Origin of the sequence: Pedobacter sp., from assembly GCF_965279535.1 — a bacterium.
Taxonomy (GTDB): Bacteria; Bacteroidota; Bacteroidia; order Sphingobacteriales; family Sphingobacteriaceae; genus Pedobacter.
The window spans coordinates 1,397,512-1,414,226 of sequence record NZ_OZ257244.1; the positions used below are offsets into that span (position 1 = coordinate 1,397,512).

Annotated in this window: 9 protein-coding genes; 2 read left to right on the forward strand and 7 right to left on the reverse strand. The window is 39.8% G+C overall.

The features are described 5' to 3' along the window. Nucleotides 1-11: 11 nt before the first annotated feature. The 7 genes from ACQY77_RS05425 to ACQY77_RS05455 all read right to left on the reverse strand — a co-directional run bounded on the left by ACQY77_RS05425 (nucleotide 12) and on the right by ACQY77_RS05455 (nucleotide 12,838). Nucleotides 12-1,136 carry a glycoside hydrolase family 88 protein gene (locus ACQY77_RS05425; RefSeq protein WP_421939002.1) on the reverse strand — a complete coding sequence of 375 codons (1,125 nt, stop codon included), beginning with the start codon at nucleotides 1,134-1,136 and terminating at the stop codon, nucleotides 12-14. Nucleotides 1,137-1,178: 42 nt separating this feature from the next. Then, a complete protein-coding gene (locus ACQY77_RS05430; protein ID WP_421939001.1) occupies nucleotides 1,179-4,085 on the reverse strand; it encodes an exo-beta-1,4-galactosidase in 2,907 nt (968 codons plus the stop codon). A 287-nt stretch (nucleotides 4,086-4,372) separates the two neighbouring features. Further along, entirely contained in the window at nucleotides 4,373-5,167 is a 795-nt protein-coding gene (locus ACQY77_RS05435) for a rhamnogalacturonan acetylesterase (RefSeq protein WP_421939000.1), read from the reverse strand. A 260-nt stretch (nucleotides 5,168-5,427) separates the two neighbouring features. Then, complete coding sequence (locus tag ACQY77_RS05440) at nucleotides 5,428-6,195, reverse strand: rhamnogalacturonan acetylesterase (protein ID WP_421938999.1); 768 nt, start codon at nucleotides 6,193-6,195, stop codon at nucleotides 5,428-5,430. Between the two features lie 19 nt (nucleotides 6,196-6,214). Further along, entirely contained in the window at nucleotides 6,215-8,572 is a 2,358-nt protein-coding gene (locus tag ACQY77_RS05445; RefSeq protein WP_421938998.1) for a glycoside hydrolase family 2 TIM barrel-domain containing protein, read from the reverse strand. After that, entirely contained in the window at nucleotides 8,573-10,345 is a 1,773-nt protein-coding gene (locus tag ACQY77_RS05450) for a rhamnogalacturonan lyase (protein WP_421938997.1), read from the reverse strand. It abuts the gene before it with no gap. Between the two features lie 114 nt (nucleotides 10,346-10,459). Then, complete coding sequence (locus ACQY77_RS05455) at nucleotides 10,460-12,838, reverse strand: MG2 domain-containing protein (RefSeq protein ID WP_421938996.1); 2,379 nt, start codon at nucleotides 12,836-12,838, stop codon at nucleotides 10,460-10,462. 310 nt (nucleotides 12,839-13,148) lie between these two features. Between ACQY77_RS05455 and ACQY77_RS05460 the strand changes: the two genes are divergently transcribed. Together ACQY77_RS05460 and ACQY77_RS05465 are read left to right on the forward strand one after the other, a co-directional pair. Then, nucleotides 13,149-15,149, forward strand: coding sequence for an alpha-L-arabinofuranosidase C-terminal domain-containing protein (locus tag ACQY77_RS05460; RefSeq protein ID WP_421938995.1), 2,001 nt, complete (start codon nucleotides 13,149-13,151; stop codon nucleotides 15,147-15,149). 19 nt (nucleotides 15,150-15,168) lie between these two features. Then, nucleotides 15,169-16,713, forward strand: coding sequence for an alpha-N-arabinofuranosidase (locus tag ACQY77_RS05465; protein WP_421938994.1), 1,545 nt, complete (start codon nucleotides 15,169-15,171; stop codon nucleotides 16,711-16,713). The last annotated feature ends 2 nt before the right edge of the window (nucleotides 16,714-16,715 follow it).

A 16,715-nucleotide genomic window follows, 5' to 3' on the forward strand; every position in this document is an offset into this window, starting at 1 on the left:
TGCTTATATCGCTACTTTTTTAATTTATATACTTCAGTTCCTGCCAGTAGAAAACAACCTAAGCCATAATCTTCAAAATCGGGCACGCTGGTGTAACTTACCGGCTGACCATCCTTAGGTTCTTTTCCTGTACCTTGTAAATAACCTAAAAAGCCATTCTTATGTACTGCTTCCTTTGCCATTGCATTCCAGCCTTTTACCACGATTGGCAGGTAGGTTACTTTATCCAAAATCCCTTTGTTAACTCCCCATGCCATACCGTAAACAAATAAAGCTGTGCCTGAAGTTTCTTTGCCACCAAAATGAGTAGCATCATGCAAGCTTACATTCCAAAAACCATCGGTACGCTGAATCGGAACCAATGCTTTAATCATCTCATGGTAGGTTTCTAAATATTCATCACGATGTGGTGCATTTTCTGGCATGATTTCTAAAACCTTAACCAATGCTGCAACTACCCAACCATTTCCCCTCGACCAGTAACAATCCTCTCCATTTGGTTCTTTATACGGCGGAACGAAATCCTTGTCTCTCCACCAAAGACCATCCTTAGCGTTATATAAACCACCACCTTCTACATTTTTGCTGTGCGCATACATTTTGTACATGTGCTCATAGTAGCGATCATCCTTATACAGCTGAGCAAGTTTCGCAAAAACAGGCATTCCCATTTGCAGGGCATCAATCCAGGTCCAGTCGCCCACATTGTCATTGGCTATCATTAAATCAATAGAAGCTTTAATATCTTTAATGCGCGCCGGCTTAGGATCAATATTATACAAATCAATATATGTTTGACCAGCAGCCTGATTATCTGCATTTTTAGTTTTTATCCCATCTCTTAAGCCCCACTGATGTTTGTCTCCCCATTGTACGGCATAATCGTAATAATTTTTATCCGGAAGGATTTGGTACAAATTCATTAATCCTTCGTAATAAACTGCCCTTGTCCAAATGTTACTGGGTCTTTCTTTGTTGGTGATGATAGATTTCCCTGCATCTGGCCATTTATTCATGAAATAGGCATTGGTAAGTTTTAAAGTTTTCAAAACTTCCTTCTTTGAAGGGATTTTCTGTGCTTCTGCCGAACAAAGGCTGGCACCTGATAATATTAGGGCAAGAATAATTCTTTTCATGTTTATGCTTTTTATATAATGCTTTTAATCAGATCAAACAGGTTAGTTAGTTTTAGGCTTAGGTTTAAGTTCATCGGGACTATCTTTTGTAAAAGTATCAAATTGCTGTTTTGATGGACTTAAAAAGATGTCTTCTACGGTATTAATGGCCACTTGAAATTTGGGGTTAAACTGCTCAGACATCATGTATTTCTGTAAACTGAAATAAAGTTGCTGTGCAGCAGGAGATCCTTTCAGATTAGGAGATAAATTGGCACTGGAAACGATGAGCTTCCCTTTTCCTACCCTGGCTTCTAAAACAAGGGCTAATCTGCGATTCATAAACCAGGTATCAATAGGCTGTATAATAGGCTTAAAACCAGCTGGAAAATCTTCCAGGTTCATTACCTGGGCTTTATTTACGATTTCCCACCACTGCATATCGCTGTGATAATCGGTTGGAAACTCTTTTAAAGCAGGGTTTCTAGGGTCGCAAAGTATGCCCAGCGTATGTGGTGGACGCATTTTAAACCAGGAGGTATTCCAAAATACAGGCAAAAAGGTTTGTACCACTTCTTTTCCTTTTATCACTTTACCCGATGCATTTAAAAAAACATTCCCGCCTTCTTCCAGAATTTTCCTGGCTTTAGCATCTAACTGTTCGGTATAATAGAAACTACTTTTAAACTGTGGTAATTCTTTCGGAAAGAACCAGAAATCCCAATCGTTAACATATTCGGTTCCGTCAATGGATACTTCTAATTTTAATTTACGTGCTGTTGTTATCGGGTTCGACGAATAGTTAACAGATCCGATCGACGTATTTACCCCCACGGGTAATTTGAATGGCCCGAACTTATAGGTAAATACTGTTTTCTCCTTCTCATCAATTAACCTGCAAGTAATGTGTGCATTTTGTATTGCTTCTTTGCCCCAGTGTGCAATTTGAATTTTAGGCTCAAATTTTTCATCGCTGGTATAAACAAATTTCGGCACTTCAATTAATGGCACCGTACTGTTAGAGAACCGTTTAAATTCCTTAGCCGTAATATAACCCTTTTCATCCCAGAAAGCATCTAATACCCCTACCAATGCTGTTCCTTGTCCGGGATAATCGTTTAAGGATAAAAGTTGATAGCCACTATAATTCGGTGTACGCAATGCTTTTTCAATTTCGTTTTTATAACATAAAGCCTGTAATTTCCCCGAAGCCATTAAGAATGCTTCAGATTGATCAGCCATATCGTGATCCTTTAAGTCCTCTTCAAACATTTCGAAGTTTTTGGCCTTATAGATTCCAGTATACTTTTTAATTTCTTTAAAATTCGGGAATACGCAATATTGTCCCATTTCATGCGCTACAAAAGGCACTTTAAACTGCTCTATCTGCTTGGCATAGGTAGAAATGCTTTCCGGCTGCCTGGCCCAGTCTAAGCCCCTCGCACCCGCACGTACCATAAATTCGTTGTTCGGGATTACAGGCCAGCTACCACCTACAGATGCTCCGGTATATAATCTTCGCGAATCTCTGGCTTTCCAATAATCGTTAAATTTAGTGAGATATTCTACCTGTCTGCCACGTGGCTCATTTCCATAAGCCATCATACAAAAAGATGCGTAGTTACCATAAACTTTAGTCATCCTATTGGTTTCATCATAAATAAACTGATCTATGGGCTTACCATCGCCAATGGATGAACCATGATTGGCCCAGCTTGGCCCCTCAGGCTGAAGATAAAAACCGGTTAAATCGGCTGCAATGAAAGCTGCCTCGGGTGGACACCAGGAGTGAAAACGCATGTGATTAAGGCCATGAGCCTTTGAAATTCTAAAAATACGCTCCCAGGAAGCGACATCCATCGCAGGATAGCCTGTTAGCGGAAATTCACAATTGTTAACTGTTCCACGGAGAAAAACCGGACGGCCATTGATTTCAAAATGTCTTTCAACAGCCTTAAACTCCCGCATACCAAACTGAACTTGTTTTTCGTCCTTTTTACCATCTTTAGTGAGTAAGGTAGCTGTTAATCGGTACAAAGCAGGATCAAACTCATCCCAAGTGACAATTTTATCCCCCATTGGGAGCTCAATTTCCAAAGTACCGTTTCCATTATTGATTTGATAGGGAACAGTAATGGGTCTCACCTGAATGATATTTTTGGTATTAAAGCTCGTTGCCGCAAGTGTTATCTTCCCAGAAGAAGAACTATTGGTATGGTCTTTAAGCTGAATCTTAACTTTGGCAGATTTGGTTTTGAGATCGGGATAAATCTGAATATCCTCGAAATAAATAGCGGCACCAGCCTGTAAGAACATTTTTCCTACTACCCCATTCCAATTTCCCTGGGTATGATCGGTTAAACTGTGTGAATCCTGACCAACGTTAATGGATTTGATACGGTTATCAATTTGCAAGGTAATGGTATGCTTTCCTGGCTTGATCCTGGCAGGAAGTTCAAAATTTTGTGCCACCACAAACGTAAATTGGGCACCAATTTCTACATCATCAATCCATACCCTAGTTTCAGAATGTGGATATTCTAAGGATAATACGATGCGTTTATCTTTCCAGTCTGCTGGAATTTCAATGTCTTTCTGATACCATGCGGCACCGGTGTAGTGCCTGGCAGGAGTTAGCCAAAAAGGGATTTTAAGGTTTCCCGGTTGGCGATATTTTTCTAAGCGTGGATGATAAAAATAAGAACTATCGTAAATACTTCCAGTCCATTTTGTTTTTAACGTTATTTCATCACCTTTCAAATTCCCGGTCATGGATCCCGGAAGTTCAACGGTTTCAGGAAGTTTTTGGTTATACCACTTCTGGTTTTGGCCCTCATCTTTCCGGTCTATTTTAAAACGCCATTTACCACTTAATGAAATCTGTTGAGCCATTGATATTCCGCTGTTTAAAAGCAAGAATGCAATGGTCGTGATGTACCATCTTAAAGTTGATGAAGCCCTTATTTGCATAGTTTAAAAAAATGAATGCGATTTCAACATCCACCCTATTTGGTTAAAGAGGCTATGATAAGCTTTAATCGCGAGTTACGCAACCTGTAGTGTCCTGTGCGCTGTGTTAAAACACCAGCAAAGCGACATTTAATGTGTAACATTTGGGTTATCCGTGATCCCATGGTTCGTAACATACGAACCATTACCTATCCCCTGGTTCGTAACACACAAACCATTACCTATCCCCATGGTTCGTAACACACGAACTGTTACCAAACTGGTCCGTGTGCCACGGACCAGGGGTTTTATTTCAAATAATTTCTTAATTTATTTCCCTTTAGCGCCTTAATACCAGTTACCACTGCCGCTGCATTAACCTTCGCACCTGCTTCATTGGTATGGGTATGATCTTTTTCGGTAAAATAGCTTTTAACTACTTCGGCACTTAAGGCACTGTATTTATCTTTTATCAACTGATTGAGCGGAATAAAATCTACTTTCTCTGCTTTTGCCACTTCTGCTGCCCAATTAGCGTAGCTGTCATCCGCCAGTACTACTTTATCATCTTTTACAGGATTACGGGGGATTGGCGAACAAACGATTGGTGTAGCACCTTTTGCTTTAATATCACTGATAAATTTTCGTAAATACCAGCCATACGTATATACTACTTCTTGTTTTTTCTTAATCGGATTATAAATTTCTTTGCTTTCCATGCCAATTCCTTTAATGGTTCCCCGTGCACGGGCAGTATCATCCAGCGGGCTACCATCATTATGACCAAATTGCATGATTACAAAATCGCCTTTTTTGATTTTAGCCAAAACAGGTTCCCATAAGCCATTGGTTTGAAAGGTACGGCTACTGGTACCGCCTAATGCATCATTCTCTATTGTGATTTGGTCTGTGCTGAAAAAATCGGCAATAAAACTCCCCCAACCCCATAAAGATCCATCTCCTTTTCCTTTACCATTCTTTACCGTAGAATCTCCAATTAGAAATAAGGTTGGTTTATTTTCTTGCCTTAAAACAATACAGGATGAGAAAATGATAAATGCACTGAATAATATTAAACTGATTTTGATTTTAGTTGATTTCATTTTTTATTCTTTTTTCTATTGTTGATCATGCAAACCGCAATATTTTAACCGACTAAGACACCTAAGCTATTTCCTTGTTCTTTGCTCTTTATTCTTTGCTCTTCGCCCATATTTTAACCACCTAAGGCTCCTGAGGCACCTAAGCTGTTATTCCTTCTTCTTTGTTCTTTTCTTTTCAGCCATGTCTTGTCTTGATACTTGCTACTTAATACTTGATACTCGACACTCCCTACTTTATACTCAATACTTCCTACTCAACACTATCTAACATATTCCTTCAACTTACAATCCTTCAACTCCTTAATCCCTTGCACCACCGATTCGGCATTTACTTTAGCCCCTTCCAGATTAGTATGAGTATGATCACCAGGGAAGAATAACTTTACTTTATCTGGCCCTAAAGCATCATATTTATCGGCTGTTATTTTATTAAGATCTACGAAAAAAGCATTTTCTTCTTGTGCTACCGTTGCTGCCCATTTACCGAAATCGTTATTTGCCCTTATTACTTTTCCGTCTTTGAATATATTTCTCGGAATCATGGAAACCACGATCGGGGTAGCTCCTTTGGCCTTTGTTTCGCGTACAAATTTGCGGATGTACCAGCCATAAGTATGTACTGTTTCTACTTTTCCATCTGGCCAGGTCAATACCTTCGTTTCCTCACCCGTTCCTTTAAGTACGCCCCTTCTTCCAGCCTTGGTTGTATCCGGAACACTGCCATCATTATGCCCGAATTGCATGGTTACAAAATCGCCGGGCTTTAAGGTTTCTAAAACTTTATCCCATCTGCCTTCTGATAAAAATGTTCGGGTACTCCTTCCGGCCATGGCATTATTTTCTACATGAATTTTAGTGGTATCAAACAATGCAGCAATCGGTGTGCCCCAACCCCAGGTTTCTTTATTAGAATTGCGTACCGTAGAATCGCCAATGGTATGCAAGGCAGGTTTATTATTTTTAGTAAATGCAGCAGCTAAAATAACAATGGCAAATGCTGCTAATAATTTAATGGCTTTTAACTTCATTATATTGAATTAAGTTTTATTATTTTATGACTTCTAATTTTATCGTTCCACTTGATAAACCCTCTGCAGATGCTTTAACTTCTATACTTCCTATTTTATTCCCTTTAATATTGGCCAGGCAAACTCCGCGATAAGCATGTCGTTTATCAGCTTTGTACATTTCATGACTAATTACATTGCCATTATCTATCGCATCTATCACTCCTGCCCCTGAGATTGAAAATTGAATAAGGTTGTCGGCATTCGGGCAAATATTTCCATTTGCATCTAAGATGGTCGCCTTTACAAAAACTACATCATCCCAGCTATTATTCATTTTATTTTTATCTGTGGTAAGTAGAATTTTAGTCGGCTGGCCTGCAGTTTTCAATTCTTCAGTTGCCACTTCCTTTCCCTTATTTTTTCCTACAGCTTTGATGCTTCCTTTCTCGAAGGTAACATCCCATAAGCGTGGAGAATCATCTGCTGGCTTAGGCTTACTTCCCAATGATTTGCCATTTAAGAAAAGTTCTACGTCATCACAATTGCTGTAAACGGCCACTTTTGCATCATCATAAGTATCGAAATCCGTTGGCGTCCAATTATTGATCCAATCTCCTGCCCCCGCATTATCTTCTTTACGTACAATATGCACCACAGGCTTTTCTGCCCACCAGCTTTGTCGCTGCAAACTCTGTTGCTTCCAGCTGCCAATGCGGTCAAATAAACCTTGCGAATTCGTAATCTGAGGCCAGTCTGCTTCGCCAAGGTAATCAAAACCCGTCCATAAAAACTGACCAGCCATAAAAGGATTATCTCTTAAAGCCAGGTATTGCTGAATAACATGCGTATTTTCTGTTCCAATCACCTTTAAATCAGGCTTTTGATTATGCAATGCTACCAGTTCATTCTCGCGATAGTTTTGTCCTACAATATCCATTGTCTCAGCAAAACCATTGGTATAAACTTTTGAATTTGCCGGACGAAAAAGCGCCATGGTTACGGGTTTGCCCGGATCCAGTTGATGAATCAGATCTTGTTGATCTTTATACTTTTTAAATCCTTCCGGACTATTCAAATCATCATGAATTTCATTACCAACACTATAAATTACAATAGAAGGATGATTTCGATCTCTTAAAACCATATCCCGGGTATCACGCTCCCACCATTCCTTCCAAAAGCGGTTGTAGCCTTTTTCGCCATTGTTTTTTGCTGCTGTCCAGGTATCAAAGGTCTCATCCATTACCAGGAAACCCATCTGATCGCACAAGTCTAAAAACTCTGGAGCGACAGGATTATGTGCTGTTCTAATGGCATTTACACCCACCTCCTTTAGCAAGGCAAATCTATATTTCCATACGCTTAACGGAACTGCAGCACCAACTGATCCTCCATCATGATGTAAACAGACGCCTTTTAACTTAAAATTTTTACCATTTAGCCAGAAACCTGTTGCAGCATCAAATTTGAATGCCCTGATGCCAAAAGTATTTAGCTGATCATCAACAACTTTCCCGGCTGCAATTACTTTGGTTAAGGTTTTATAAAGGAATGGCGTTTCTACATTCCATAGTTTCGGATTAGTTACTGCAATATCCTGTTTGAATTGAAAAGATTTTCCTGCCTCAACATTTTCTTTAGTTTGAGTAGTTTTAACAACTTTACCATCGCCATCTATAACACTCGTTTCAACCGTAATCACAGTTGCCTTTGAAGTTTCATTCACTACACTGGTTTGTATTTTAACCGTTGCCTTTGCTGTAGTTGCATCTTCCGTAGCAATGTAAACACCCCAATCTTCCAGGTGCACCAAATCTTTTGCAACTAATCGAACGTGCCTGTAAATACCTGCACCAGTATAATAACGCGAGGCAGGCTGAACTGTATTGTCAGCTCTAACAGCAATTACATTGGTCTTTCCTTTGCCAAAATTAAGATGCCTGGTTAAATCGTAATTAAAACTGATATATCCATATGGACGTTTGCCTAAATGAAAACCATTGATATACACATCACTATTGGCCATTATGCCATCAAACTCAATGGATATCTTCTGTTTGGCCATGGCTTCATCCAGGCTGAAACTTTTTCTATACCAACCTATTCCAGCGGGTAAATAACCTCCACCCCTTGCAGTTGGATTAGCTTTATCGTAAGCACCTTCAATACTCCAATCGTGAGGTACCGATAGTTTTTTCCATTTTGAGGCATCAAAATCTACCTTTTCAGCTCCGGCTGCATCTTGTTGTACAAAAGACCAATTATCATCAAAGTTCCTGACGATTCTTACTACAGAACTATTTTGTGCATAGGAAAATTGTTGCAGCAGCAAAAGTGCAGCAACCAAGCCTAACTTTATAAGGCTCAATTTCTTGGTATATTGTTGTTGTATCATTTATTTTTTGGGTTCAACTAAAACAATGTGAGGCTTTGGTGCTTTTTTCATGCCATAACCGAAGTAAAATCCAGTATGAGGAGGCTGATTATATCCGTCATTTTGCCAGGCGATACTTAAGCGATATTGTGGATCGTGCATCAGGGTATAGTTCCGGTGTTCAGTCGGGATAGTGGTTGTATAAATCCTCAGGCTTTGGTTATCGTAGGCACGGAGGATTAATTCTTCCCTCCAATCGCCAAAAAGATCAGCACTCAGTGCAGGCGTAGATTTGGTTCCATTATTAGATACTGCGCCATTTGCGGTAAAAAGACGACCTCCACGATATTTATCGATATGATTGCCATCTAAAAGCTCCCGGGATAAATCAGCATCCCAATAAATAACAAAATTGGTTGAACGGGGCGCTTCGCCTATGTGATTACCCTTTATATCGAATAGTCCATTAGAACCCGACCACCACATTTGTGCACCATTACGGGTATTATCAATATTGTCTGCAACTCCCCTGCCTACATCCTCATCTTCCGAGCCATGCCACAAAATCGCACCGGTTTTAGCATCATAAACTGCTGCCCCAGGCCCTTTTGTTCCTTCTTCAATTTCATGTACACCAAAAACTTCCAATCCCGGTCTTTCTGGGTCTAAATCAGAAACATGAAGCGCATCTCCGTGGCGTAAACCAGTGGTATAAAGGCCTTTCCCATTATCATCAACACACATTGAACCATATATAATTTCATCTTTTCCATCACCATCTACATCAGCTACACTTAATCCATGGTTACCCATTCCCGAATACGGGTTCCGGCCATCTTTCGAATCGAATACCCAACGGGATGTTAACTTACCTCCATGCCAGTCCCAGGCTGCGAGAACAGTACGTCCGTAATACCCTCTACACATCACCACGCTGGGATGAACACCATCCAGATAAGCTATACAAGCATTGAAACGGTCTACACGGTTTCCGGTATTATCACTTTTACCATTTCCACCTCTGCCTCCCCAATCTCCAATGTTACCCCTTGACGGGATATAATCGGTGGTAGCCAAAGCCTCTCCTGTTTTGCCACTGAAAATGGTAAAAAACTCGGGGCCTTCTAATATTTTACCATTCTTATTTCGATAATCTCTTGTCGAATCTCCAATCACTTTTCCCTTTCCGTCTACCGTTCCATCGGCCGTTTTACAGGCAAATTCTGCAATGCCATCTCCATCCAGATCGTAAACCATAAACTGTGTATAGTGTGCTCCTTCACGAATATTTTTACCCAGATTAATTTCCCACAAAAAAGTCCCATCTACCTTGTAGGCCTGAAAGATTGGCGGATCGGTAAATCCGTTTGAAGAATTATCCCTGCTTCTGCCAGTTTGATGCAGTACAAGATCATACTCCCCATCACCATCTAAATCGCCAACCGAAGCGTCATTGGGTGTGTAACCCACCGGTGTGCGTAAAGGAACGGTTAAATATTGTTGTACAGGAGATTGTGCGGGGAGACTAAAAGCTTTACTCGCTTCCTGTTCTTTCCCACTTAATATGGCCTTTATATAATAATGATTGGTTTGACTGAGATCTGCAGTCACATCAACAAAATTGCTGCCTTTGGTTAATGGTGTGTGATTCAACTTCAGTGCATTTCCACTTCCAGTAATCCTGTAAAGATTAAAGGCAATATCATCCGGCTCTGTACCGGATATTCGCCAGCTCAGGTATACCGAATCCTTATTTTGACGGATAGCAATCAATCCTCGCCCTAACTTTTCCATTTGACGCTGAGCATAAACACCATTTATAGAAAAAAGCATTAATGCAAACAAAAAGCATTTCAAAAAAACTTTATAGCCCGATAAATTTAATTTTATAACTGAACTCCTCATCTTTTACTGAACCTTGTAATTGAATTGATCTGAAACTGCATGTCCGTTTTCTGTTATTCCATCGGTTTTCACCACCACATTCCCTTTATTGTCACTATTAAAAAAGCTGATACTTACTGCACCTTTATCACTCGTTTTTATAGATGGATTCCAATACAAAGTCGTTCTTAAATCCTTCGCCTGGCTGTTTGAGATGTTATAATTGGGCGCATAGAAAGTGCGGGCATTGTAATAACCATTCAAATTAATATTCAGTAAATTGAGATTAGGCCCCCGAAGTGCACTGTCTTTTAGATTTAATGAGATGACATATACATCTTTTGCTTCATTATCTACCAAATGCCTGATCACTACCTGATTAATCTGATCCATGGTCAGGCTATAGTAATCCAATCGGCCAAATAAATCTTCCCGGTTATTGATTAAAATTCTTGGTCTGATCTTTTTTCCATTGGAGATAAACAATACACCTTCATTACCAACAGAGTCTAAGTCGTCTGCAGACTGTGCACCTTTTGCCTTAGTGAGCAAAAAATGCTCCAGGCCTTTATAGTCATAATCCGCTGCAGTGATATTAAATACCTGATCGGGATAGCCAAATGAGGTTAACACCTGATTGAACAACCGCACTTCTTTATTTTTATTGGCATTGATCTCTACATCATTCAAAGTTATAGAGTCACCAAATTTATAGGTCCGTCGATATTCCATTCGCTTAGCCATTTCTGCATTTAAATCAGGTGAAAATGAATATAAACCTCGTTTCAGGTTAATCGGAATGGAGGTAAAAGCAGAATCAATTTGTAGCCAGCCGCCCTTTTTACCTTCACTGTTTTGAGAGGAAATTTTGACAGCCTGATTGCCTGTCCAGTTAAGCCCATCTAAAAAATAATGACCGTTTTCATCTGTTTTAGTGGTATAAATTTTATTTCCAACAAAGCCTGAACCGAAAAGTGTAATATTCATATTGGGAAGTGGTTTATTAGCCAGTTTTTCCCGAACAAATCCTTTTATCGTAAAGCCCGGTTCGGGCATGTAACTTACTTTAATTGCACTATCTGCCAGTCGCCTCCAAAGATAATCTCTCCATCCTTGGGTAAGCAACAACAAGTCTAATTGCTTTGCAGCTGAAGGATTTTTCACATCAAAATACTGATCGGCATTTTTGATTTCACCTTTAATTTCTGATTGAAGTAAGAGGTAAGAAACAAGATTACTACCCTCCTGAGGAATAAGTCCATCAACCGCAGCCAATGATACTGAAGCTTTTACTGGCCTGCCTAAAATGTCTACCGCCCTGATGTTTAATGTAACCTTCTCCCTGGGTTGGTAAACAGATTTACTTTGGCTCACCATTAATCGGATAGCATTATTACCAGAGATGAAAACAAGCCGTTCGCAATGCGGTTTCCCTTGTTCATCAACTAAAGTTACTACCGCAATCCCTCTTGGAAAATCTTGCGTTGGAATAGAAACCGACACGCTGGACTTTGTCATTTTTAAAGATCCTGTATAAATATTATCACCAGCGTGTTTAATTACTATAGACATTGATTTATTGTTCAATGCTTTAAACATCTCCTCATTTGCACTAATGGTTGCCTTAATTGTTGCTGAATCGGTGCTGAGGTGCAAAACCAATCCTTTTTTTAAAATTGAAGGCAATTGGGTGCTAAACTTTTCATTAGCATAAAAGCCTTCTATGCGGTATTGTTCATTTGCTTTTGGTGCAAAGGCGAAAATCCCTAATCCTAAATCTGTACTTTGAAAAGTCGTAACAGTATCGCCCCCGCTAGAAATAATACTTGCCTTCGTTTTCAAGCCATTACCCTGCTCATCGTTAGCTTTAAATGCCACAATACTGTTTACCCCCTCTACTAAAGCTCCTCCTTCCGGATAAAAAGCAATTAGTTTCTTTATTCCTTTCGGTTCGTCCACCTTTTCGCTTCCAGCATTGCCCCCAAGGTAAATGCGTTTTTGAAAAACAAAATCGTTGTTAAAATTACGCATCCAATTGGTGTAAGCACGGATATTATACCAACCCGAAGGCATAGCATCATTCAGTTTAAAATCTCCTTTTCCAAGACCGTTTTCCAGTCGGGTGACCTTACGGTCTAACACTACTGATTTAGGGGAAATAAGCTCAACATATAAATTATTACTGGTTGCCGTTAAACTGGTACTTTTACCATTTACCAGGTAAGCGCTGAACCAAATGTCTTCTCCTGTACCATAATAGGTCCGGTCAGTTTGCAGGTAAACCTTTTCAAAAAACAATTTAACCGTTTTCGGATCGGTTGACGGGATATTTGCTTGCTGGGCAAAGCTGTAAATAAAGCAGCAGCTCAGTACGAAAAGCAGAAACGTTTTTTTTTCGTTCATAAAGTCCGGTTTGAAAATGCAGTTTTTTGAGCATACAAAATTGTATACATAAAAGCAATCAATGCAAGGAGATTGAAAGATTTGAGGCCCATAATTGTTATTGGTTAGTGTTAATCCCCAAGCCTTAAAAAAGCATCAGGATCTCAACACAGGCCAATTTAGAGAGTAAAATCTGAAGAGGCATCCTGTAGTATCCTGTTATAACAAAAAGTAATAAATAAAATACAGTCGAAAAAAATAACTGTATAAATAACGTTTATTATCTTAAATCTTTTACTTTTACAATAAGATCTTCCAAATATTAAACCGTATGAAATTAAATTCTCCCCTCAGGAGCATCCTATGCGCTTGTATGGCCTATTCCTTAACGGGATTAAGTTCTGCAAATTTATTACAGGCACAAACCTTAAAAAACATTACCATTAATGTAGATAATTCTTTAGCCAGAGTTCAGCCCAATATGTGGGGTGTTTTCTTTGAAGACATCAATTTTGGAGCAGATGGGGGTATATATGCCGAACTGATCAAAAACCGTTCTTTTGAATTTGCTAAACCCTTAATGGGCTGGACAGTTAAAAGAGCCAAGCCAAACGAAGGAGATATTCTGGTGGTTAACCGGAAAGAGGTTAATACAAGCAATCCAAGATATTTACAGGTTAATAATAACCAGGATGGTTTAAGTCTCAGCAATGAAGGGTTTAAAGGCATAGGCGTTAAAAAAGGCTTGCGCTATGATTTTTCGGTGATGTACCGCCAGGCAGCTGCAGGTGTAAAAATGCGTCTCCAATTGATAAATTCAAAAAATGAGCGCATTGCTGAAGGCACATTGGCGCCAGAAAAAACAGGTACCAAATGGCATAAGCAAGCTGTGAGCTTTACTGCTACCGCAACCGATCCTAAAGCAAAATTCACTATTATTTTTGAAGGAAAAGGTAAAATAGATTTGGATATGATCTCCCTCTTCCCTGCTGATACCTGGAAAAACCGTCCGCAAGGATTAAGGGCAGATATGGTACAACTGTTGGCTGATATGAAGCCTGGTTTTATCCGCTTCCCGGGAGGATGCATCGTTGAAGGAACTGATTTAGCCAATAGATATCAATGGAAAAAAACCATTGGCCCTATCGAAAACAGACAATTACTGATGAACCGCTGGAATGTTGAATTTGCACATCGCCCGGCTCCAGATTATTACCAAAGTTTCGGTTTAGGTTTCTTTGAATATTTTCAACTGGCAGAAGATATTGGCGCAGATGCCCTTCCCATCTTAAACTGCGGGATGGCCTGTCAATTCAATACCGGAGAAGTTGCTGCTATGGATGAACTTGATCCTTACGTTCAGGATGCTTTAGACCTGATTGAATTTGCCAATGGCGATGTAAATACAAAATGGGGTAAAATGAGGGCAGACCTGGGGCATCCAAAACCTTTTAACCTGAAAATGATGGGCGTTGGAAACGAGAACTGGGGTCCTCAATATTTAGAAAGATTAGCTGTTTTTACCCAAGCCATCAAAGCCAGATACCCTGATTTTAAAATAATCAATAGTTCAGGAACTGATCCTGAGGGAGATCGTTTCAACCTTTTAAACACGTCGTTAAGAGCAAATAAAGCTGACTTTATCGATGAGCATTATTATCGCCCGGCAGACTGGTTTTTGAAAAATGCTGGCCGCTACGATAACTACCCCCGTAACGGATCAAAAGTGTTTGTAGGTGAATACGCCGTTCATGCAGATAAAAGTTTAACGGGACATGACAAAAGTAACTGGCAAAGTGCCCTTGCTTCAGCTTCATTAATGACCGGATTAGAACGCAATGCAGATGTAGTCCAAATGGCCTCTTATGCCCCGTTATTTGCCCATATTGATGCCTGGCAGTGGGCACCTGATATGATCTGGGTAGATAACCTTCAATCATACGGAACGCCTGACTATTATGTTCAGAAACTTTTTTCAACCAATAAAGGTACAGATGTAGTTTCCATCACATTAGATAATAAAAATATCATTGGCCAGGATGGTTTATACGCTTCATCCGTGATTGATAAAAACACAAAAGAACTGATCATCAAGATCGCTAATAATGGAGATAAAAGCCAGGAGATAGCTTTCGATCTAACTGGCAAAACAAAATTAAAAACTAAAGGAACGGTTGAAGAATTAACCAATACCAACCTGATGCAGATTAATACCTTTGAAAACCCTAAAGCTGTAAGCCCACAGAAAAGCACAGTAAATGTAAAAGGCAAAAAGCTTCATGTAGCCTTGAAACCTTACTCATTTAATGTAATTAAAATCCCTTTTGGTTAATCCGCTTACCATCCACATTATGATAAAAAAACTATTCCTCTCTTTTACATTTATAAGTAGTGTAATACTGGTTCGTGCTCAAACCGAAACTCAAATCAGCATTAAACCTGCTGGCGAACAAATAGTTAGCAAACATATTTATGGTCATTTTTCCGAACATCTGGGTAGATGCATTTATGATGGCTTTTGGGTAGATGAAAATTCTTCCATCCCTAACAAAGGACGGATCAGATTAGATATTGTTGATGCACTGAAAAAAATCAAGGTTCCCAATTTACGTTGGCCTGGAGGATGTTTTGCCGACGAATACCACTGGAGAGATGGCATTGGTCCTAGAAATCTTCGCCCGAAGATGGTAAATACCAACTGGGGTGGTGTAACTGAAGACAATAGCTTTGGTACACATGAGTTTCTGGATTTATGCCAAATGCTAGAATGTGAACCTTATATTGCCGGAAATGTAGGCAGTGGTACGGTTGAAGAAATGGCTAAATGGGTAGAGTATTTGAACTTTGATGGGGTAAGTCCGATGACGGCTATCCGCAAGCAAAATGGAATGGACAAACCCTGGAAAGTTACTTACTGGGGTGTGGGCAATGAGAGCTGGGGCTGTGGGGGTAACATGACGCCCGAATATTACAGCGATTTGTACAGAAGGTATGCCACATATGCGAGAGATTATGCAGGTGCCCCGCTTAAAAGAATTGCAAGCGGTGCCAATGCCGATGATTACCGCTGGACGGAAACCTGTATGAAAAATATCGGGGCTGGAAGAATGTGGGGACTAACCCTGCATTATTATACCCTCCCTACAGGAAAATGGAATGCCAAGGGCTCGGCTACAAAATTCGACGAAGAGCAGTATTTCTCTACCATGAAAAACTGCCTCAGAATGGAAGAAATCGTGAGCAAACATGCCGCTATTATGGATAAATACGACCCGAAAAAGAAAGTAGCCTTAATTGTGGATGAATGGGGAATCTGGACTGATGTGGAGCCAGGAACAAATCCCGGCTTTCTTTACCAACAGAATAGTTTGCGTGATGCGCTCATTGCCGGAACAACACTCAACATTTTCAATAATCATTCAGACCGGGTTCGAATGGCCAATCTGGCACAAACCATCAATGTTTTACAGGCACTCATTCTTACTGAAAAAGATAAGATGATCCTTACTCCTACCTATCATGTATTCGATTTATTTAAGGTACATATGGATGCCAGATATTTGCCAATCCAATTTACCAGTCCAGATTATGTTTTAGGTGATAAAAAAATTCCTGCTCTAAATGTTTCTGCCACACAGGATGCTACTGGTGCAGTGCATATTTCGCTGGTTAACCTTGATCCTAAGCATAAAATTTCCTTAAATACAGATTTAGGTGAAATTAAATGGAAAACGGTTACCGGGCAAATACTCACCTCAGCCAAACTAACAGACATTAATACTTTCACAGAAAACAATAAGGTACACCTTGTGAAATTTACTGCAGCAAAAAAATCAGGTAACAACCTTAAAGTTGAACTACCGGCGCAATCTGTGGTGGTTTTAGAACTCAAATAATT